Source organism: Mesorhizobium ciceri biovar biserrulae (assembly GCF_001618845.1).
GTDB classification, from domain to species: Bacteria; Pseudomonadota; Alphaproteobacteria; order Rhizobiales; family Rhizobiaceae; genus Mesorhizobium; species Mesorhizobium ciceri.
The window spans coordinates 5,232,623-5,251,554 of the sequence record NZ_CP015064.1 but is presented as its reverse complement, the minus strand read 5'-3'; the positions used below and the strand labels follow the sequence as shown (position 1 = coordinate 5,251,554).

Here is an 18,932-nt window from a genome sequence, read left to right as displayed (position 1 = left end):
GAATACCGCCGAGGCGGCGCGGCTGAGGATAATCAATGCATGGCGGCGATAGCGATGCAAGCCGGTGCGCGAAGCGCCGCGGCACGCCAACGCGTGCGATTCAGGCGCCGACCGGCCAGGGCAGCGTTGCCTCATAGGCGGCCGCCGCCTTGAGCACGGCAAGGTCGCCGCGTGGCCGGCCGATCAGCTGCATGCCCATCGGCCGCCCTCTATCGTCGAAGCCGACCGGCACATTGGCCGCCGGGCAGCCGCCCAAGGTCGCGAAGGCGGAAACCTGCATCCAGCGGTGATAGCTGTCCATTGTGCGTCCGGCGACCTCACGCGGCCAATGCGTACCGATGTCGAAGGGGAAGACCTGTGCTGTCGGCAGCGCAATCAGATCATAGCGGGCGAAGATCGACAGAAGCGTGCGATGCCAGGACGTGCGGATGACCGAAGCGGCGCGGATCTGCGGCGCCGTCAGCCGCGTTGCGTTCTCCACTTCCCAGATGGCTTCCGGCTTGAGCAGGCGGCGCTTTGCGGGATCGTCATAGTGGGTTTTGAGCGCGCAGCCGCTGCTGGCCTGGCGCAGCGTCACGAAGGCCTGCCACAGCGCTTCGAAATCGAAATCCGGCAGCAGGGGCTCGGTCGCGAAGGACGCCTCCGCAAAGCGGCCAAGTGCCGCCTCGCACAGGCCGAGAATGCCTGTTTCAACCGGCAGATGACCGCCGAGGTCACCGAGCCAGGCGATGCGGCCACCAGTTGCGGGTATTCCAAGCCCTTCGAGGAACGAGCCGGGTTTGTCGTAGGACAATGGCGCGTGCGGGTGGTAACCGGCCTGCACATCGAGCAGCAGCGCCATGTCACGGACGTTGCGGCCCATCGGCCCGTCGACGCCCATCTGCGCATGGAAGACTTCGAAATCGGGTCCACCGGGAACAAGTCCTTGCGACGGGCGGAAGCCAAAAACATTGTTCCAGGCGGCCGGGTTGCGCAGCGAGCCGCCAAAGTCGCTGCCATCGGCGACGGGCACCATGTCGAGCGCCAGGGCAACGGCCGCGCCGCCGCTCGAGCCTCCGGCGGTCAGGGCCGGATCGAAGGCGTTCAGCGTCGGCCCGAACACGGCGTTGTAGGTGTTGGAACCAAGCCCGAATTCGGGGACGTTGGTCTTGCCGATGATAATGGCGCCGGCATTGCGGATGCGCTCGACGAAGAAATCGTCCTCCTGCGGCACGAAATCGGCGAAGATCGGCGAGCCGAAAGAGGTCCTGAGGCCCGTGGTCGAGGCGAGGTCCTTGATGGCCATCGGCAGGCCGAAGAGCGGGTTGGTTTTGGCTCGCGTCGGGCTGGCATCGGCCGCATCGGCTTCGCGCAGGATATCGGCGCGATCGCGCAAGGAGACGATGGCGTTCACCAGCGGATTGACCGCCTCGATGCGGTCGAGGAATGCCGCCACCACCTCGTGCACGGAAAGCTCTCTCTCCCGGATCGCGCCGGCGAGTTCGACTGCGGACAGGCGGCAGATGTCGCCTGCCGGCGGCACGGCATGTTTTGTTTGAGGACGCAGCATTCTAACGGGTTTCCTGCAGCGCCTGATCGACGTCTTTGGCGAGCGGGATCGCCGGTTGGGCGCCAGGCTTCAGGCAGGCCAGCGAGCCGGCCGCGCCGGCGCGCGCCAGCGCCTGTTCGAGCGTGAGGCCCGACGACAGGCTGGCGGCGAAATAGCCGCAGAACGTATCGCCGGCGCCGACCGTGTCGACGGGGACGATCTTGCGCGCAGCAACGGCCAGGAACTCGGTCGGTGTCGCCGCCATCACGCCATCGCCGCCGAGCGTGACGACGACGGTGCGGCCGGTCTTTCCGGCAAAGTCCCGCATGCGCGCCGCCCGATCGCGGCCTTGCAGCGACAGCGCTTCGCCATACAGGTCGAACTCGGTTTCGTTGGCGACGACATAGTCGGCCTTGCCGAGAAAGCCGGCTGCTTGCGCTTGGAAAGGTGCTGTGTTGAGCACCGCGATGGCGCCGGCCGCCCTTGCCTGGTCGAGGGCGGCATCGACGGTGGCCAGCGGAATCTCATTTTGCAGCAGCACGACGTCGCCTTTTTTCAGAAAGGCCTTGGAGAGATCGCCGGGCACCACGGAAGCGTTGGCGCCCGGCACCACGGCGATGATGTTCTCGCCGTCGTCGGCGACCATGATCAGTGCCGTGCCGGTCGAGGCGTGAGTCTCGGCAACGCCGGACAGGTCGACCTTGCCGTCGCGCAGCAATGCCAGTGCCTCGGCGGCGAAGCTGTCCCTGCCGACGGCGCCGACCATGCGCACCGAGGCGCCGGCGCGTGCGGCGGCCAGGGCCTGGTTGGCGCCCTTGCCACCAGGCGCGGTGGTGAAGGCCGAGCCGCCCACCGTCTCGCCGGGGCTCGGCAAGCGGTCGACCTTGGCGATAAGGTCGAGGTTGATCGAGCCGATGACGATAATCAAGCAGGGCCTCCTGGCAACGCAAATTCAAAATGCCGGAGCGTCTTCGTGCGTCCGGGCGAACGCAGATCGTTCCGATTGCGTGGAAGCTAACCTGTAAGGCCGCGGCTTGCCAGACCACGCGCATGGTCCAGCCCGATTTGAGTTGTCGCGGCCTTATTCGCAGCGCACGGTGACCGTGCCCTGATAGTTGCCGGCGGGAAAGATACCGCTCGACTTGGTGGCGGTGAGGTCGACCTGCATCGCGTGGGTGCCGTTGGCAACCCTCTGCGGCACACTTCCGTTGACATCGGCCCCCGAGCCATCGAGGCGGAAGACCGAAGCGAACGTCACGTTGGTGCCACCGCCGCTCGGCGCGGACGAGAATGCGGCAGGCGCCGGCGCCGAAACCGAATAGCAGTCAAGCAGGTTGAGTATTGAGCATAACAGGGAGCTTGCCACCACGGTGGCGCTGGCGCTCGATCCGCCTGCCTGTTTGGAGCCCAGTATGCTGATGGCGGGACTGGCCTTCATCGTTCCGGACGCCCCGACCATGATGGTGCAGGTGCCGATGATCGCCGCCTGCATCGGAAGGCAGGAACCGGCAAGTGCCGCCATCGCAAACAGCGCGCGGCTACTGCTTCTTCTTTTTCTTGCCATCGCCATTTCCGGTTCTGATGCTCCAGCCTTCGTTGGCCCACCCCGGTGATGCGGTCGCGGGAGCGGTGGCGGCAATACTCGCCGTCTGGCCGTCGGTGCCGAGGCCCATTTTGAGGAGCTTCAGCTCCAGCTGAAGGCGCTCGACCTCAAGCTCGTAGAGACGGCTGCAATCGACGCGCTTGGGCGTACGCCCGATGGGGATCACCACGCGGCCGTAAGTGGCGACATCATTGTCGGACTGGCTGTTGCCTCTGATGACGCCGAGATCGACATAGGCGCCGGAGCCGGAGACGGCGGAACGGCAAGTGGTGCCATCCGCGGCATGGACCTCGTCCTGGCCCTGGGGCAAGGTGACGCCGGGCAGGTTGAAGCCGCTTTCGTTCTGGTTGAGGTTGTAGACGTCCTCGGCCCCGGCCGGCGAGGCACCCGCCCAAACAGCCGCGAGCGCCAGTGTCAGGACTTGCGGCGCCCAAAAAACTTTCCGCATATCTGTGCCCTTATCTGCGTCTGTTGATTGGGAAAGGGGATGCTTTCGGTACAGATACGCACTTTACGCTCGGCAGCGCCGCCGAAAGGCACAACCACAAGGACAGAACGGGAGGCCTGGGAGGCCAGTTGGAAGACATTTGGAGAGACCCTGGCATCTACCGGCTGGAAATCCTGATCGTAGACGTGAATTTCGACCCGGATGTTGCGGTCGTAGGGATTGGCGGGGAAGACGCGAACCGCAAAGACGTCGGTGAAGCTGTTGATCTCGCCACGCATCGGCGACATCGACTGAGCCTTGGCGGCAACGGGCGCCAATCCGACGGCCAACGCCGTCGCCAGGATTCGAGCATGTTTCACGACCCCTCCTTCGCTCGCGTCATTCGCAGCGCAGCGTTACCGTTGCCTGATAATTGCCGTTGGCGAAGCGATTGCTGCCGCCCTTGGTTCCGGCAAGGTGAACCGAGACGAGATCTGCGCCGGGGGTGGTGATGCTGGTTGTCGAGCCGGTCTCGACGATGGAATGCGCGCCGGCGGCGGAGTAGGTGGGTGTCCAGGTCGTCGACGTGCTGTCGGCGGATGGCACCGTCATGGTGGTGACCGGGTCGACGCTCAGCGACACACCTCCGGTCGTCGTCAGCGTCACGGTTCCAGCCGAGCCGCCGCTGTTGTGGGAGCTCAGGGACTGGAGATCGGGACTGGCCGTCATCGTACCGTTGGTGGCAACGACCAGCGTGCAGGTGGGCGCGATCGTGCCGTTGAAGATGACATTCTGCGTCGTGGCCAACGCGGCCTCGTCGACGCTGGCAACCAGCAGAGCTGCGCCGCAGGCGGCGCGAAACAATGTCATCGAGACCTCCTATCAAGCCGGATCGTCCGGATTAATATGAGAGCATCATCACTTTATCGTGGTTAATTTAGAGTTACCTAAAATAACGCCTCAAAATAACAACTACAGGAACCGGAGGTTGCCCTCGGTTGCAAAAGCGGAACCACAGCGTAAATAGCGCTTATACTTGATAGCGCCGATATAACCATGTTTTTCTTCGCAATATCGAGAAAAATCGATATTACGATACCTGCCCGGCTTCCCAACCCAGAATGGCGCGCTTGCGGGTCAGGCCCCAATGATAACCGGTGAGGTCGCCTGATTTGCCGATGGCGCGGTGACAAGGCACCACGAAAGAGAGCGGATTGGCGCCGTTGGCCGCACCGACCGCACGGCTGGCGGACGGTGCGCCGATGCTGGCCGCAATCGAGGAATAGGTGCGGGCCTTGCCCATCGGGATCTTGAGCAGCGCCTCCCAGACGCGAACCTGGAAGTCGGTGCCGATCATGACGACATGCAGCGGCTGGTCGGGGCGCCACAGCGTCGGGTCGAAGATACGGGCGGCATAGGGGCCGGTGGCAGTCATGTCCTCGACATAGATGGCGTTCGGCCAGCGGCTGGACATGTCGGCGAAGGCGGCGCGTTCCTCGCCGGGGTCGCTGAAGGCGAGGCCGGCGAGCCCGCGCTCGGTGGCCATGATCAGGGCGGTACCGAACGGCGAGGAATGGAAGCCGTAGCGGATGGTGAGCCCGGCGCCGCGTGTCTTGTAGTCGCCCGGCGACATCGCCTCGTGCGTGACGAACAGGTCATGCAGCCGGCCGGGGCCGGACATGCCCAGTTCGAATGAGGTCTCGAGCAGCGGCATGCCGGAATCGAGCAGCCTGCGCGCATGGTCCAGTGTCACCGCCTGCAGGAAGGCCTTGGGCGACAGGCCGGCCCAGCGGGTGAAGAGTTTTTGCAGGCCGGTCGGCGTCTCGCCGACCTCCTCGGCCAGCTCTTCGAGGGAAGGCTGATCACGATAGTCGAGACTGATCTTCTCGATGGCACGGCGCACGATCTCATAATCGCTGCCCTCAGGCGTGATGTCCTTTTTGAGGACTGCGGTGTGTGTGCTCATGGAACTGTCTCCTTGAGCCGGAATATCGCCCCTCGGGGCGTCGATCGCCACCCGAAACTTGCCTTCTTGCGGCGCATACCCAGATAGGCACCGGATTCGAGTCCAGGAATCGCTCGCGGCTGCCTCAGCGTGTCTTGGCGGTCGCCAGCGCGCGCGAAAAGGCGGTGGCAAAACTCTCGCGGGAATCGGGGTCCAGGAACGATCCGATCGGCACGTTCTGGCCTTCACCTTGCACCGTCATGCCTGTGATGCCGATCTCGGCGTGACGGGCCACCGAAAACCGCGCCCAGAACGGATTGAAGCGATGCGCTTCCGATTTCCCGGAGGGGGCTGTCTTGCGGATGTCGAGGCTGGTGCGCGAAACCGAGACTTCTTCGCGTGCGCGAGCGGCACGATAGTTGATGCGAAAGGCGATGTAGACGGCGGCCACGTCGAGGCCGAAGAAGCCGAACACCGGCCAGGCGCCGCGCGACAGGAAAAACGCGCCTGTCACCAGCCAGCCGAACAGCAGCGCGCCCATCAGGACGAAGAAGCCTGTCCGGCCCAGAGACCGGTGCGGGGTCAGTAGCGCCTGAAAGAATGGCTCGTCGGCCTGAAACGAGGCGTTTGTGTCGCTCATGAGGGGATATTATAGGAGGGAAATGGCAAGCCCCAAGTCCAAAGATTCTTCCCTGTCCAAAAAAGAGCCGTTGCCCGCACGACGCGATGGTTCGAACGCAAAGCCGCGCCCGAGGCCGGTGCGACGCGCGTCACGCTACAGCCCGGCCGAAGTTAACGAGATATTCCGGCGCTTTTCCGTCCAGCGGCCCGAGCCGAAAGGCGAACTCGAACATGTCAACGCCTTCACGCTGCTGGTCGCGGTGGTGCTGTCGGCGCAAGCGACGGATGCCGGCGTCAACAAGGCGACGCGGGCGCTGTTCAGGGCCGCCGATACGCCGCACAAGATGCTGGCGCTGGGGGAAGCAAGGGTCGGCGAATATATCCGCACCATCGGGCTGTGGCGCAACAAGGCGAAGAATGTGATTGCGCTGTCGCAGGCGCTGATCCGCGACCATGGCGGCGAGGTACCCGATAATCGTGATGAATTGGTCAAGCTGCCCGGGGTGGGGCGCAAGACCGCCAATGTCGTGCTCAACATGGCCTTCGGCCAGCACACGATGGCGGTCGACACGCACATTCTTCGCATAGGCAACCGGCTCGGATTGGCGCCCGGCAAGACGCCGGAACAGGTCGAGCAAGGATTGTTGAAGATCATTCCGGACGAATATATGCGCCATGCACATCACTGGCTGATCCTGCATGGCCGCTACGTCTGCAAGGCGCGCAAGCCGGATTGCCCGGCCTGCGTCATCGCCGACATCTGCAAGGCCGAGGTCAAGACGACCGATGTGCCGGCACCGCTGGTGCCGATCGCACCGCTCGACCCGGTCGAAGAGGTTCAGGACCGAGGCGGAACGGCGGCGTAGTTCAACTCTCCTCCACAAACACCTCTTCGCGCTTTTTCTTGACCGCCGGCAGGAAGACGACGGCGAGCACGGCGAGCGCTATGAGCAGCAGGCCGGCGCTGATCGGTCTGGTCACGAAGGTGCTCGGGTCGCCGCGCGAGAGGATCATGGCGCGGCGCAGGTTTTCCTCGAGCAGCGGGCCGAGCACGAAGCCGAGCAGCAGCGGTGCCGGTTCGCAGCGCAGCTTGGTCAGGAGGTAGCCGAGGAAGCCGAAGAAGGCGACGGCGTAGAGATCATAGACGTTGCTGTTGACGCTGTAGACGCCGATCGAGCAGAACGCCATGATGATCGGGAAAAGCACGTAATAGGGGATCGTCAGCAGCTTCACCCAAAGCCCGATCAGCGGCAGGTTGAGGATGATCAGCATCAGATTGCCGATCCACATCGAGGCGATGATGCCCCAGAACAGCGCCGGCTGTTCGGTTGCGACATTGGGGCCGGGCACGATGCCCTGGATGATCATGGCGCCGATCATCAGAGCCATGACCGGGTTGGCCGGAATGCCCAGCGTCAGCATCGGGATGAAGGAAGTCTGCGCACCGGCATTGTTGGCCGATTCCGGTCCGGCGACGCCTTCGATGGCGCCCTTGCCGAACTCCTTCGGGTTTTTCGAGACGCGTTTTTCGACCGTGTAGGAGGCAAAGGCTGCCAGGATCGCGCCGCCTCCCGGCAGGATGCCGAGCGCCGAACCGATGATCGTTCCGCGCACGATGGGCGCTGCCATGCGCCGAAAGTCCTCGCGGGTCGGCATAAGGCCGGTGACCTTGCGGATCATCACGGAGCGCTCATCCTCGTTTTCGAGGTTGCGCAGGATCTCGGCGATGCCAAAGACGCCGACCGCCACCGCAACGAAATTCAATCCGTCGGCATATTCCCGGATTCCAAGCGTGAAGCGCGGCGTGCCGGTGTAAATGTCGGTGCCGACAATGCCGAGCAGCAGGCCGAGCACGACCATGGCCAGCGCCTTGACGATCGAGCCGTGGGCGAGCGCGACGGACGAAACCAAGCCGACGATCATCAGCGAAAAATACTCGGCCGCGCCGAATTTCAGCGCTATCGCCGTCAGCGGCGGGGCAAAGATGGCGACGAGGAACGTCGACACGGTGCCGGCAAAGAACGAGCCGATGGCCGCGATCGCGAGGGCCGCCCCGGCGCGGCCGTTCCTGGCCATCTGGTAGCCGTCGATCGCGGTGACGGCGGACGAGGACTCGCCGGGCATGTTGATGAGAATGGCGGTGGTCGAGCCGCCATATTGCGCACCGTAATAGATGCCGGCGAGCATGATGAGGGAGGAAACCGGGTCGCCGATCTGGAAGGTGATGGGCAAAAGCATGGCGATGGTCGCGGTGGCGCCGATGCCGGGCAGGACGCCGATCAGCGTGCCGAGAAGGACGCCGATCAGGCAGAAACCGAGGTTGGTCAGCGACGTCGCCATCGAAAAGCCGAGCGCAAGGTTGTCGAGCAGATCCATGCTCATCGCCTTACGATACCGACCACGGGGCCAGCCACGGGCCGAAGCGGCGGAACGGCAGGCCGAGCGCGTAGCTGAAGACAAGGAATGCAAACAATGTCAGGCCGGCCGACAGCACGAGGGCGGTCAACGGCTTCATGCGGCGGCTGGCAAACGACGCGATCAGCGCCGTCAGGAAGATCGACGGGACGAATCCGAGGCCGCGCACCGTCAGGCCGAAGAAGATCGGAGCAGGCAGGATGAGCAGCATGCCGCGCCACGCAATATGCCCGATCGCTTCGCCCTCGACGCGTACAGCCTGGACGAGAATGACGGCGCCGAGCAGGATCAGCACGATCGCCAGGACCAGCGGAAAATAGCCTGGCCCCATGCGCAACGCGGTGCCGATTTCGAGGCCGAGCGATTGCAGCGCGAACCATGCGCCGAAACCGATGAACAGGGCGGCGCACAGGCCGTTGACCCTGTCGATCGCGAAAGGTTTCATGATGGTTCTCCCAAGCCCGAGTGGGTAGCGGATGCCGAGCGAACAGGGGCGCCGGTGGCGCCCCTGTTCAAACCTCAGTCGGCGTACTGGCCGGCGGCTTCGATGATCGGCTTCCAGCGCGCGATCTCACTTTCCAGCTTGGCCTTCAGTGCGGCGGGCGTCGCATCGGCCTCGGGCGATGGCTTGGTGCCGAGTTCGGCGAAGCGGGCCGCGACGTTCTGGTCCTTCAGCGCGACCTGAAGCGATTTCGACAGGCGTTCGGTGATCCCGGCCGGTGTGTCCTTGGGTGCATAGAGACCGTGCCAGATGCCGACCTGCACTTCGGGAAGGCCGCCTTCCACCGTCGTCGGCACGTCTTTCAGCACATCGAGGCGCTCCGGCGAGGTGACGGCATAGGCCTTTATGGTGCCGCCCTGGATCTGCTTGGTGGTGTTGGTCGTCTGGTCGCACATGATGTCGACCTGACCGCCGAGGAGATCGGTCATGGCCGGGCCGGTGCCCTTGTAGGGCACGGTGACCAGCGGCGTCTTGATGGCGCTCATGAACAGCATGCCGCACAGATGCGAGGCCGCACCGATGCCGGCATTGGCGACGGTTATGGAATCCTTGTTGGCCTTGGCGTACTCCACCAACCCCTTGAGATCGGTCGGCTCCAGGTCCTTGCGGCCGACGATGGTCATCGGCACCTCGGTGACGAGGCCGACATATTCGAAGGCGTTCAGCGTGTCGTAGGCGAGCTTTCTGTACAGCGTCGCACTTGTCGCCATGCCGATATGATGGAGCAGCAGCGTATAGCCGTCAGGCTCGGCGTTGGCGACGCGGCCGGCACCCAGCGTGCCGCCGGCGCCGCCGACATTCTCGACGATGACCTGCTGGCCGAGATCCTTCGACATCGCTTCGGCGACGAGGCGCGTGACCGTGTCGGTCGGACCGCCGGCGGCAAACGGTACCACAACGGTGATGGTTCGTTCAGGATAGGTCTGCGCGCTGGCCGCGAACCCATAAAGCGTGACGGCCGCGGCAGCAGCCAGAGCGGCGACAAATCTTCTCATCGTGATCTCCTCCCGGGATATGAATCTCCAAGGCCGCGCGGAACTCCTCTCAACACCGGCTGCGCATGAAGCAACAACTAGGGCAAGCTAGCAAATAGCAACTGGGCGGCAAACTGCCGATATCCGCAAACATCCGCACTCGATGCGTGGATAATGTCGGAGGGTGATCGCCACCCTAGTAGCCGTAGCCGCGCGCCATCGCCGCGGCGAAGACCGGGATGAGCAGGAAGATGAAAGCTTCGGCGCGGATATAGGTCTTCACGGACGCAAGTTCGGTCGCCGGCACCTGGAACGAGGCATTGCCGCTCGCCTGCCTGTTCCAGGATATGAAGCGGACGGTCGGGATGATCGACAGCAGGCCGACAGCGCCGAACGCCGCTATCTTGGCCCAGAACACCCAGTTGTAGACGTAGAATTCCCAGCCCTTGAGGCCATAGAAGACACGGCCGATGCCGACGACGATGATCAGCGCGGCGATGACGCCGTAATGGCGGTCGATGCCGGCGAGCCTCTTGAGCGTCGCAGCACCCAGGTCGCCGCGGATCAGGACGAATTCGGCGCCGATGATCCCCGCCAGCGAAAACACCAGCAGATGATGGAAGATCGCAAGCACAAGATCGGTGGTATCCATGCTCTTTTCCCTGGGTTTGACGCCACCAATGCGCGCCTGAAAAAAGGTCGCGCTGGCGGGTGTTGAATCAGCCTGCGGTGAAAAATAACATCGTCGCGCAAAATTCCCATAGCGGCGCCTGGATGATGGGCCGTGTTGCCCTGGCCCCTTGCGCAGCACCGGCGATTTGCTAAGCGCTGGCGATTCGTGCGAGGCAGATCCCATGAACAATCCGCAAGCGACCAGTGCTCCTGTCATCGAAACGAAGCGAACCATCCTGCGGGCACACCGCCTGGATGATTTCGACACCTATGCCGCGATGTGGACCGATCCCCTCGTCACCCGCTTCATCGGCGGCAAGCCGCGCACGCGCGAAGAAAGCTGGATGCGCTTCCTGCGTCACGCCGGCCTGTGGTCGTTGCTTGGCTATGGCTTCTGGGCGATCGAGGAGAAGGCGACCGGGCGCTTCATCGGCGAGGCCGGGTTTCACGATCTGAAGCGCGACATGGAACCATCGATCGAAGGCATTCCCGAGGCCGGGTGGGCGCTGGTTCCGGCCGTGCACGGGGCGGGCTTCGCCACCGAGGTGGTTGGCCGCGTCCTGGCATGGGGCGAAGTGATTTTCGGGCGCGAGAAGACCGTCTGTATCATCGATCCGGAAAATGGCGCTTCGCTGAGGGTGGCTGCCAAGTGCGGTTACCGGGAAGTGGTAAAGACCACCTATCACGACGCTCCGACCATCCTGCTGGCGCGGTGACCTGAGCGGCGCGGCTGACCGCTGCGGGCGCCGGCATGATGGCACCTGTCGCCAGCAATGATGACGAGGCGGGCCGCGCCAAGAACCGCCGTGTGGTTCTGGTCAAGTTGAACTGGGCGAGCCTTCCAATCAGGCCGCATTCTACGGCAGGGCGTCCGCTGCCAGGCTTGCCTGCTCGAGCATTGAGGCGTCCTCGCCGAAGGCGCGGGTGGCGCGGGCCGCTGCCTCGAGCAGCGGACGCTTCATGCGCTGCAGAAAGGCCGCGTCGACGCGCGTGCTTGGTCCAGCCAGGGTCAAGGCGCCGAGCAGGACGCCCCCTGGCCCGAATACCGGCGCCGACACGCCCCCGGTCTCGGGGTCGCGGTCGCCGACGGCGAGACAGTTGCAGGTCTTGCGGATGGTCTCGTAGGGTTCGCCCTGCTGGCCCGAAAACGCTGCGAGCACGCGGCCGCCCGAGCCGAGCAGCAAAGGCAATACGTCGCCTTCGCGTATCGTGTAGCGGATCGGGTGCTTGGATTCGACGCGGTAAAGACAGGTGCGGACATCGCCCGAGCGAACGTAGAAGGCAACGCTTTCCCAGCTTCGCTCGGAAAGATCGCGCATGATCGGCAGCAGGATGTCGACCGCCACGACCGAACGCTGGTAGAGCGCACCGAGCCGAAACGTCGCGGGTCCGACGCGGTAGCGCCCATTGTCGAGGCGCTCGAGCAATCGCCCGCGCAAAAGGGAATTCGCAAGCCGCAGGATGGTGCTCTTGTAGAGGCCGGTGCGCGCCGCGATTTCGGCCAGGCTGAGCGACCGGTCCTCCGTGCTGAAGGCATCGAGGATGGCAATCGCCCGATCGAGTGCTGCAACACCTTCGGCGCGGTCGATTTCCGCATCTGCCGATTTGCTTGGCGAGTCCATGGCGGTTCCAGTTTGAAGAAAGCCGAGTGACGCGACTGTGTCGCGCCGCCAAATCGTTCTGTCCAGCAGAATATCGTTTCCGTTGACAGAACTCCGTAACATCTGCTTGAAATCGATGACGGGTCTGGATGCAGGCGCGTTTTGGCGGGCACCGGAGGAGGTGTCGTGATTTGGAGGAATCCCATGCTGGACAGACGCAGATTTTTGATGAGCACCGCAGCCGTGGGTGCCGGGCTGATGACGTCGCATCTTTCTCCCGCTTTGGCCGAAGGCGCGCCCCAGATACAGCTCTTCGTGCCTGCCGCACCGGGTGGCGGCTGGGACCAGACGGCGCGCACGATCGACCAGGTGCTGCGCAGTGAAAAGCTCATCTCGGGTTCGCAGATCACCAATGTCGGCGGCGCCGGCGGGACTGTCGGGCTGCCGCAATTCATCAGCCAGTGGAACGGCAAAGGCAATTCCCTGATGGTTGCCGGCATGGTCATGGTTGGCGCCATCATTGCCAACAAGGCCGCCAACAATCTGACGCAGGTCACCCCGATCGCCCGCCTTACCGGCGAGTTCGAGGCCTTGGTCGTGCCGGCGGAGTCGCCGTTCAAGACGGCCGCTGATTTCGTCGCCGCGCTCAAGGCCGATCCGACAAAGGTTCCTGTCGCCGGCGGCTCCGCAGGCGGTTCCGATCACATCCTGTTCGGCCTGATTGCCAAGACCGTCGGCGTGCCGGCGACTAACCTGTCCTACGTGCCGTTCGCCGGCGGCGGTGAGGCGTTGTCGGCGCTGCTCGGCAACCAGGTCGCGGCCGGCATCTCCGGCTTTGGCGAGTTCTCCGAGCAGGTCAAGGCGGGCGCGCTGCGGCTGCTCGCCATCTCGGCAGACAAGCGCCAGGACGGCATCGATGCGCCGACGCTGAAGGAGGCCGGCATCGATGTCGAACTGTTCAACTGGCGGGGCGTCTTCGCACCGCCGGGCATTTCCGACGCCGACAAGGCAGCGATGATCACCTTGATCGGGACCATGGCCAAGAGCGACGCGTGGGCGACCGAATGCAAGAACCGCAACTGGACGCCGATCCTGCTCACCGGCGACGACTATGCGAAGTTCGTCACCGAGGATTCAGCCCGCATCGAGGCGATCCTGAAGGATCTCGGGCTCGCCTGATCCATCGTCATAGGGGCGGCGCAGGTCGCCCCTTCTCGCATGAAATGCAAGCCGGCATGACCCTGCGGTGGGGAGCAAGCATGCGGCGCCGGGCATTTCCGCCAACCATACTTGGCCAGCTCTCCTGGGGAGGACAATCATGAGCACCAGCGACCAGCAGGCGGCGCCGTCGCGGCTTGCCGTGCCGGAATTGTTGATAGGCATCGGGCTCCTGGCCTGCGCCGGCGCCGTCGCTTGGCAGACGCTGGCGATCCCGGTGTCGCCGCTCTACTCCAAGGTCGGCCCGACCGTCTTTCCCTACCTCACCATGGTTGGCCTGGTGGTTCTTTCGCTGTTGCTCATCCTTGCCGCGCTTCGCGGCGGGTGGCAGCCGGAGGAGGAAAAGGAGACGCCGACCGACTGGAAGGCAATGGGCTTCGTCGTCATCGGCCTGATCGCCAATCTGCTGCTCATCCAACCGCTCGGCTTCACGGCGGCATCCGTCATCATGTTCGTGCTCGTCTGCTACGGCTTCGGCAGCAAGCGTACGCTGCGGGACGTCGTGCTCGGCCTTATCCTGGCGCTGGCCGCCTATTTCGGCTTCGCCAGGGCGCTCGGCGTCAACATCGGTGCCGGTTTCATCGAGAACCAGCTGAACACGGTCATCGATGCGTTCATCACCATGTTGAGGGGCTGACGCCATGGAAACGCTCGGACATCTCTCACACGGCTTCTCGGTCGCCTTCACCCCGGTCAACCTTCTGTGGTGCCTGCTCGGCACCACGCTTGGCACCGCCATCGGTGTGCTGCCCGGTCTTGGGCCGGCGCTGACCATCGCGCTGCTTTTGCCGATCACCTATCAGGTGGCGCCGGAGGCATCCTTCATCCTGTTTGCCGGCATCTATTACGGCGCCATGTACGGCGGCTCGACGACGTCGATCCTGCTCAACACGCCCGGCGAAAGCGCCACCATCGTCACCGCGCTGGAAGGCAACAGGATGGCGCGTTCCGGCCGCGGCGGTGCGGCACTCGCCACTTCGGCGATCGGCTCGTTCGTCGCCGGCACGATCGGCACGATGGGCGTCGCTTTCCTGGCGCCGGTGGTGGTCAAATTCGCGCTGGCCTTCGGCCCGGCCGAATATTTCTCGCTGATGGTGCTGGCCTTCATCACCGTCTCGGCGGTGCTCGGCTCGTCTTCCGTTCGCGGCCTGACCAGCCTGTTCGCAGGCTTCGTCATCGGCATGATCGGCGTCGACCTGCAGACCGGCCAGCCGCGCTTCACCTTCGGCATGACCGAACTGCTCGACGGCGTCGACGTCATCATCGCCGCCGTTGGCCTGTTTGCGGTCGGCGAGACGCTGTACATGGCCTCGCGCCGCTATGCCGGCAAGGACGAGATCGTGCCGCTGAAGGGCTCGCTCTACATGACGGCGGCCGAGTGGGGGCGTTCGTGGAAACCCTGGCTACGCGGCGCCGCGATCGGCTTCCCGATCGGCGCCATGCCGGCCGGCGGCGCCGAAATCCCGACGTTCCTGTCCTATGCCATCGAAAAGAAGCTGTCGAAGCACAAGCAGGAGTTCGGCACGGTCGGCGCCATCGAAGGCGTTGCCGGCCCCGAGGCCGCCAACAATGCGTCCGCAGCCGGCGTGCTGGTGCCGATGCTGACGCTTGGCCTGCCGACCTCGGCGACGGCGGCGATCATGCTGTCGGCGTTCCAGAGCTACGGCATCAATCCCGGACCACTGCTTTTGACGACCCAGGGCGACCTCGTCTGGGGGCTGATCGCCAGCCTGTTCATCGCCAACGTCATCCTGGTCATCCTCAACCTGCCGCTGATCGGGCTGTGGGTGCGGCTGCTGAAAATCCCGGCGCCGCAGCTCTATGCCGGCATCCTGGTGTTCGCCACGGTCGGCACCTATGGCATTTCGCAATCGCCCATCGACCTCGTCATCCTCTATCTGCTGGGGGCCGCCGGTTTCCTGATGCGGCGGTTCGATTTTCCGACCGCGCCTGTCATCATCGGCATGATCCTTGGGCCGCTCGCCGAAACCCAGTTCCGCCGGGCGATGACCATCTCGAATGGCGACTGGTCCGTGTTCTACACCCACAAACTGTCGCTGACACTGCTGACGCTCGCCTTCATCGGTCTCGCCGGCCCGCATATCTGGGCCTTCATCGAGCATCGTCGTCGGCGCGGACCGGAGCATGTGCCCGGCGATGCCTGATCGATCCATGATGCCATGACAGAACTGCTTTCCGGTATTCGCGTCCTCGACCTGACCAATGTCCTGGCCGGTCCCTACTGTGCCTATCAGCTGGCGCTGCTGGGCGCCGACGTGATCAAGGTCGAGGCGCCGCAAGGCGGCGACCTCGCCCGCCAGCTCGGCGGCTCGCCAAAGCTGAACAGCGCCGGCATGGGCGCCTCGTTCCTGGCTCAGAACGCCGGCAAACGGTCGGTTGTGCTCGACCTCAAGAAGCAAGCCGATCGCGAGCGCTTTTTCGATCTGGTGGCCAGCGCCGACGCACTGGTGGAGAATTTCCGCCCCGGCGTGATGGATCGGCTGGGGCTTGGCTACGAGGCACTGAAGACGGTCCGTCCGGGCCTCGTCTACTGCGCGATATCGGGTTTCGGCCAGACCGGGCCAATGCGCGATAATCCTGCCTATGACCAGATCATCCAGGGCCTGTCTGGGATCATGAGCATCACCGGCACACCGGAAACGGCGCCGCTGCGGGTCGGCTATCCCGTCGCCGATACGCTTGGCGGACTGGTCGGCGCGTTCGCCATCGCCTCGGCGCTGGTGCGGCAGAAGACGAGCGGCGAGGGTGCCTTTCTCGACGTTTCGATGCTCGAATGCACACTTTCCGCACTTGGCTGGCCGGTTTCCAACTATCTGACCGCAGGTATCGACCCCATGCCGATGGGCAACGAGAACATGACGGCGGCACCCTCCGGTGCGTTTCGCACCGGCGACGGGCTCATCAACATCGCTGCCAACAAGCAGGAGCAGTTCGTGGCGCTGTGCCGGCTGATCGGCCGGCCGGAATTGGCTTCCGATGTCCGCTATGCAGAGCGCGAGACGCGCAAGCGCAACCGTGCGGCGCTTAAAGTCGAGATCGAGGACGCCCTGGCGGGCGCCTCGGCGGCGGCCTGGGAAGAGACGCTCAATCGCGCCGGCGTGCCTGCCGGCAGAGTGCTGACGATCCCGCAAGTGCTGGCCGAGCCCCAAGTCCTCGAGCGCCAGGTGACCGCGCATTTCGACGATGTGGCTGGCATGGACAAGCCGCTGACCGTTTTGCGCGGCGGCTTCATGGTCGATGGCGAGGCGCCCTTGCCGACAAAGCCGCCGCCGGCGCTCGGCGAACATATGAGCGAGGTGTTCGCCGACCTGCCGCCCCGCACCAGGACAAAGGCACGCGCATGAGCGGCACGGAGAAGAAGACGGGCCGTGAGCGCGGCGAGGAATGGTGGCAGACCGACATCATCGAGATGCGGCCTGGTGTCATCCGGCTGCGCGGCTACGAGATCCAGGATCTGATCGGCCGCGTCAGCTTTCCGGCTGTCATCTGGCTGATGCTGCGCGGCGAACTGCCCAGCGAGGATCAGGCAGAATTGCTCGGCATTGCCTTGGCTGCCGCCGTCGACCATGGACCGCAGGCGCCATCGATTGCCATCGCGCGCATGGCTGCAACCTGCGGCGTCGGTATCAACAGCGCCATGGCCTCGGCCATCAACGTTCTCGGCGACGTGCATGGAGGCGCCGGCGAGCAGGCGCTTTCCTTCTATGGTGACATTGCCGTGGCGATTGATGCCGGGATGACGCTGAATGAGGCGGTCTCGGCGCGGCTCGACCGGTTCTTCGCCGAGGAGAAGGGCTATGTGCCGGGGCTCGGACATCGCTTCCATCCCGTCGACCCGCGCGCGCCGCGCTTGCTGGAACTGACCCGCGAATTTGCCGCACGCGGTGCCGTCAATGGGCGTTTCGCCGATATCGCCGAAGCGGTCGAGGCGGACGTCGAACGCCGCAAAGGGAAAAAAATACCGCTTAACATCGATGGCGCCACCGCCGTCATCTATGGCGAACTCGGTTTTCCGCCGCCGCTGACGCGAGGGCTTTTCGTGCTGTCGCGCTCGGTCGGCATCCTGGCGCATGCCTGGGAGCAGTCGCAGCAGGCCGAGCGAAACAAGGGGCCGCTGCCGCGCGAGTGGCTGTGGGCCTATACCGGCACGCCGGTGCGGCCGTTTCCCGAAAGCGATGACCCTGGCGAGTGAGGCTCTACGCCTGGTCCACCTGCACAGGGATCTTCAGCGTCTTCACCAACGTTGAAAGATCCGGCTCGTCGATGAGCATGGCCGCATCGGCTGGCGCCAGCCAGGCCCGCTGGCGTCGTTTGGCTTCCTGCCAGTCGGCCAGTTCCTCGCTCACCTCGAGCAGGTAGACGATGACGTCGACGCGGACAAAGCGATTGGCCAGCCGCTTCCAGTAGGAATAGGTGCCCGCCGGCTGCTTCAGCGTCTTGCCGAGCACGCCGGCTTCCTCCTGCGCCTCGATGGTGGCCGCCTTGCGTCCGCTCTTGCCCTTCATCGGCCAGCCCTTGGGGACGATGAAGCGCCTGGTGGTACGCGACGTGACCAGCATCACCTCGATATCGCCACGCGCGGTCAGCCGGAAGGGAATAGCCGCCACCTGGCGGATTCTCTCGCCCTTCTTTGCCTTGCGTACGGCCTTTTTCTTGGTGGCTGCCATTCGTCAATCCAGTCGATGCAATGCCGCATAGCGCGACAAGGCGTCGTTGCAAAACCAAAACTTTCGCATGTGCCAACGACACTCGAAATACATAAGTCGGCTAAATAAACGAAAAAGGCCTTGATGTCAGCGGCAATTGCTCACGGCGGTGGTGCCGATTATCTGTGTCTGGCAGCTTGGCTTGAGCTGCTGCACGACCGGTGGCGGTTGCTGAAAGATCTGGCGGTCCTGGGCGCGATTCTGCTGCTGTTGCTGTTGATATTGCTGCCGCTGTATCCTGTTTTGCAGGATTTGCAGGTCGTTCTGCCGGATCAGCGCATTGTTGCCGGTAGCGGGATTGAGCGCTTGCGCGGAAGCCGGCAGGCAAACGCCCGCCAGCACTGCCGTGGCCAGCATTGCCACTGTGAAGATCGTTGATGGCCGAAGTGCCGACATCCGTTCATTCCCGCGCAAAAACTCTGTCCTTTGATATAGGGCGTTTGCGCGTCGATGCCATGGCCAGCGGGTCGAGTATCACGAAATCGGGCGGTCCAATCGCTTTGTTCTGCGATTTCGGCCGCGAAACGGCAGATAGTCATCATATGATGACTATGAAACGTCGGTGGCTTTGGTCAGTATTCCCCACGTAAATTTTTGGTTTCATCCGGCATAAGTTAATGTATTCTAATTGAGTCAGAGCTCCGCAAGTGGGAATACGGATGCCCTGTTTTAATGCATTGAACCTTATTGCACAGTGCC

General features: G+C 63.9%; 22 protein-coding genes. 7 read left to right on the top strand and 15 right to left on the bottom strand.

Translation table 11 applies throughout. The annotated features are described in order from the left end of the window. Window positions 1-100: 100 nt before the first annotated feature. From A4R29_RS24695 to A4R29_RS24660, 8 genes are all read right to left on the bottom strand, one after another. Entirely contained in the window at window positions 101-1,549 is a 1,449-nt protein-coding gene (locus A4R29_RS24695; RefSeq protein WP_063173089.1) for an amidase, read from the bottom strand. Window position 1,550: 1 nt separating this feature from the next. Beyond that, a complete protein-coding gene (locus tag A4R29_RS24690; protein WP_027161332.1) occupies window positions 1,551-2,456 on the bottom strand; it encodes a ribokinase in 906 nt (301 codons plus the stop codon). Between the two features lie 153 nt (window positions 2,457-2,609). Next, the gene (locus tag A4R29_RS24685) at window positions 2,610-3,092 is read right to left on the bottom strand and encodes a hypothetical protein (protein WP_027161333.1); all 483 of its coding nucleotides are present in this window, start codon (window positions 3,090-3,092) and stop codon (window positions 2,610-2,612) included. Next, a complete protein-coding gene (locus tag A4R29_RS24680; protein ID WP_027161334.1) occupies window positions 3,067-3,579 on the bottom strand; it encodes a hypothetical protein in 513 nt (170 codons plus the stop codon). The genes A4R29_RS24685 and A4R29_RS24680 overlap by 26 nt, the downstream gene beginning before the upstream one ends. Continuing rightward, complete coding sequence (locus A4R29_RS24675; protein WP_027161335.1) at window positions 3,546-3,938, bottom strand: hypothetical protein; 393 nt, start codon at window positions 3,936-3,938, stop codon at window positions 3,546-3,548. Before A4R29_RS24675 ends, A4R29_RS24680 begins: the two co-directional genes overlap by 34 nt. A gap of 19 nt (window positions 3,939-3,957) precedes the next feature. Beyond that, complete coding sequence (locus A4R29_RS24670) at window positions 3,958-4,428, bottom strand: hypothetical protein (RefSeq protein ID WP_027161336.1); 471 nt, start codon at window positions 4,426-4,428, stop codon at window positions 3,958-3,960. Window positions 4,429-4,648: 220 nt separating this feature from the next. Continuing rightward, window positions 4,649-5,524, bottom strand: a complete 876-nt coding sequence (locus A4R29_RS24665; protein WP_024502817.1) for a methylated-DNA--[protein]-cysteine S-methyltransferase — start codon at window positions 5,522-5,524, stop codon at window positions 4,649-4,651. Window positions 5,525-5,648: 124 nt separating this feature from the next. Next, window positions 5,649-6,143 (bottom strand): DUF2244 domain-containing protein, encoded by a 495-nt coding sequence (locus A4R29_RS24660; RefSeq protein ID WP_013529603.1) that lies wholly within the window; start codon window positions 6,141-6,143, stop codon window positions 5,649-5,651. A 22-nt stretch (window positions 6,144-6,165) separates the two neighbouring features. Here A4R29_RS24660 and nth point away from each other — a divergent pair, with 22 nt between their 5' ends. Next, a complete protein-coding gene (gene nth / locus A4R29_RS24655) occupies window positions 6,166-6,990 on the top strand; it encodes an endonuclease III (RefSeq protein WP_027161337.1) in 825 nt (274 codons plus the stop codon). A 1-nt stretch (window position 6,991) separates the two neighbouring features. Here the strand turns inward: nth and A4R29_RS24650 are convergent, their stop codons facing one another. From A4R29_RS24650 to A4R29_RS24635, 4 genes are all read right to left on the bottom strand, one after another. Next, complete coding sequence (locus A4R29_RS24650) at window positions 6,992-8,500, bottom strand: tripartite tricarboxylate transporter permease (protein ID WP_063173798.1); 1,509 nt, start codon at window positions 8,498-8,500, stop codon at window positions 6,992-6,994. A gap of 10 nt (window positions 8,501-8,510) precedes the next feature. Continuing rightward, a complete protein-coding gene (locus tag A4R29_RS24645; RefSeq protein WP_063173088.1) occupies window positions 8,511-8,984 on the bottom strand; it encodes a tripartite tricarboxylate transporter TctB family protein in 474 nt (157 codons plus the stop codon). Between the two features lie 74 nt (window positions 8,985-9,058). Beyond that, window positions 9,059-10,036: a tripartite tricarboxylate transporter substrate-binding protein gene (locus A4R29_RS24640; RefSeq protein ID WP_063173087.1), complete on the bottom strand. Its 978-nt coding sequence runs from the start codon at window positions 10,034-10,036 to the stop codon at window positions 9,059-9,061. Window positions 10,037-10,211: 175 nt separating this feature from the next. Continuing rightward, window positions 10,212-10,667, bottom strand: coding sequence for a DUF2214 family protein (locus tag A4R29_RS24635; protein ID WP_024502811.1), 456 nt, complete (start codon window positions 10,665-10,667; stop codon window positions 10,212-10,214). 202 nt (window positions 10,668-10,869) lie between these two features. Between A4R29_RS24635 and A4R29_RS24630 the strand changes: the two genes are divergently transcribed. Further along, window positions 10,870-11,403: a GNAT family N-acetyltransferase gene (locus tag A4R29_RS24630; protein ID WP_063173086.1), complete on the top strand. Its 534-nt coding sequence runs from the start codon at window positions 10,870-10,872 to the stop codon at window positions 11,401-11,403. A gap of 141 nt (window positions 11,404-11,544) precedes the next feature. Here the strand turns inward: A4R29_RS24630 and A4R29_RS24625 are convergent, their stop codons facing one another. Further along, window positions 11,545-12,309, bottom strand: coding sequence for an IclR family transcriptional regulator (locus tag A4R29_RS24625; RefSeq protein WP_013529610.1), 765 nt, complete (start codon window positions 12,307-12,309; stop codon window positions 11,545-11,547). A 183-nt stretch (window positions 12,310-12,492) separates the two neighbouring features. Here A4R29_RS24625 and A4R29_RS24620 point away from each other — a divergent pair, with 183 nt between their 5' ends. The 5 genes from A4R29_RS24620 to A4R29_RS24600 all read left to right on the top strand — a co-directional run bounded on the left by A4R29_RS24620 (window position 12,493) and on the right by A4R29_RS24600 (window position 17,719). Continuing rightward, a complete protein-coding gene (locus tag A4R29_RS24620) occupies window positions 12,493-13,467 on the top strand; it encodes a Bug family tripartite tricarboxylate transporter substrate binding protein (RefSeq protein ID WP_063173085.1) in 975 nt (324 codons plus the stop codon). Window positions 13,468-13,606: 139 nt separating this feature from the next. Beyond that, window positions 13,607-14,143, top strand: coding sequence for a tripartite tricarboxylate transporter TctB family protein (locus A4R29_RS24615; RefSeq protein ID WP_063168998.1), 537 nt, complete (start codon window positions 13,607-13,609; stop codon window positions 14,141-14,143). Window positions 14,144-14,147: 4 nt separating this feature from the next. Next, window positions 14,148-15,671, top strand: coding sequence for a tripartite tricarboxylate transporter permease (locus A4R29_RS24610; protein WP_024502808.1), 1,524 nt, complete (start codon window positions 14,148-14,150; stop codon window positions 15,669-15,671). Between the two features lie 15 nt (window positions 15,672-15,686). Continuing rightward, window positions 15,687-16,871: a CaiB/BaiF CoA transferase family protein gene (locus tag A4R29_RS24605; RefSeq protein ID WP_024502807.1), complete on the top strand. Its 1,185-nt coding sequence runs from the start codon at window positions 15,687-15,689 to the stop codon at window positions 16,869-16,871. After that, window positions 16,868-17,719: a citryl-CoA lyase gene (locus tag A4R29_RS24600; protein WP_063168996.1), complete on the top strand. Its 852-nt coding sequence runs from the start codon at window positions 16,868-16,870 to the stop codon at window positions 17,717-17,719. The genes A4R29_RS24605 and A4R29_RS24600 overlap by 4 nt, the downstream gene beginning before the upstream one ends. Before the next feature lie 4 nt (window positions 17,720-17,723). Here the strand turns inward: A4R29_RS24600 and A4R29_RS24595 are convergent, their stop codons facing one another. Both A4R29_RS24595 and A4R29_RS24590 read right to left on the bottom strand, forming a co-directional pair. Then, entirely contained in the window at window positions 17,724-18,194 is a 471-nt protein-coding gene (locus A4R29_RS24595; RefSeq protein ID WP_013529616.1) for an NUDIX hydrolase, read from the bottom strand. A 126-nt stretch (window positions 18,195-18,320) separates the two neighbouring features. Continuing rightward, window positions 18,321-18,629, bottom strand: a complete 309-nt coding sequence (locus tag A4R29_RS24590) for a hypothetical protein (protein WP_013529617.1) — start codon at window positions 18,627-18,629, stop codon at window positions 18,321-18,323. Window positions 18,630-18,932: the final 303 nt, after the last annotated feature.

Coding starts and splice junctions, on each gene's coding strand:
- A4R29_RS24650 (WP_063173798.1), bottom strand. CDS start 8,500: ATGGATCTGCTCGACAACCTTGCGCTCGGCTTTTCGATGGCGACGTCG.
- A4R29_RS24595 (WP_013529616.1), bottom strand. CDS start 18,194: ATGGCAGCCACCAAGAAAAAGGCCGTACGCAAGGCAAAGAAGGGCGAG.
- A4R29_RS24640 (WP_063173087.1), bottom strand. CDS start 10,036: ATGAGAAGATTTGTCGCCGCTCTGGCTGCTGCCGCGGCCGTCACGCTT.
- A4R29_RS24625 (WP_013529610.1), bottom strand. CDS start 12,309: ATGGACTCGCCAAGCAAATCGGCAGATGCGGAAATCGACCGCGCCGAA.
- A4R29_RS24610 (WP_024502808.1), top strand. CDS start 14,148: ATGGAAACGCTCGGACATCTCTCACACGGCTTCTCGGTCGCCTTCACC.
- A4R29_RS24590 (WP_013529617.1), bottom strand. CDS start 18,629: ATGTCGGCACTTCGGCCATCAACGATCTTCACAGTGGCAATGCTGGCC.
- nth (WP_027161337.1), top strand. CDS start 6,166: ATGGCAAGCCCCAAGTCCAAAGATTCTTCCCTGTCCAAAAAAGAGCCG.
- A4R29_RS24680 (WP_027161334.1), bottom strand. CDS start 3,579: ATGCGGAAAGTTTTTTGGGCGCCGCAAGTCCTGACACTGGCGCTCGCG.
- A4R29_RS24605 (WP_024502807.1), top strand. CDS start 15,687: ATGACAGAACTGCTTTCCGGTATTCGCGTCCTCGACCTGACCAATGTC.
- A4R29_RS24630 (WP_063173086.1), top strand. CDS start 10,870: ATGAACAATCCGCAAGCGACCAGTGCTCCTGTCATCGAAACGAAGCGA.
- A4R29_RS24665 (WP_024502817.1), bottom strand. CDS start 5,524: ATGAGCACACACACCGCAGTCCTCAAAAAGGACATCACGCCTGAGGGC.
- A4R29_RS24685 (WP_027161333.1), bottom strand. CDS start 3,092: ATGGCAAGAAAAAGAAGAAGCAGTAGCCGCGCGCTGTTTGCGATGGCG.
- A4R29_RS24620 (WP_063173085.1), top strand. CDS start 12,493: ATGCTGGACAGACGCAGATTTTTGATGAGCACCGCAGCCGTGGGTGCC.
- A4R29_RS24615 (WP_063168998.1), top strand. CDS start 13,607: ATGAGCACCAGCGACCAGCAGGCGGCGCCGTCGCGGCTTGCCGTGCCG.
- A4R29_RS24660 (WP_013529603.1), bottom strand. CDS start 6,143: ATGAGCGACACAAACGCCTCGTTTCAGGCCGACGAGCCATTCTTTCAG.
- A4R29_RS24645 (WP_063173088.1), bottom strand. CDS start 8,984: ATGAAACCTTTCGCGATCGACAGGGTCAACGGCCTGTGCGCCGCCCTG.
- A4R29_RS24695 (WP_063173089.1), bottom strand. CDS start 1,549: ATGCTGCGTCCTCAAACAAAACATGCCGTGCCGCCGGCAGGCGACATC.
- A4R29_RS24670 (WP_027161336.1), bottom strand. CDS start 4,428: ATGACATTGTTTCGCGCCGCCTGCGGCGCAGCTCTGCTGGTTGCCAGC.
- A4R29_RS24635 (WP_024502811.1), bottom strand. CDS start 10,667: ATGGATACCACCGATCTTGTGCTTGCGATCTTCCATCATCTGCTGGTG.
- A4R29_RS24600 (WP_063168996.1), top strand. CDS start 16,868: ATGAGCGGCACGGAGAAGAAGACGGGCCGTGAGCGCGGCGAGGAATGG.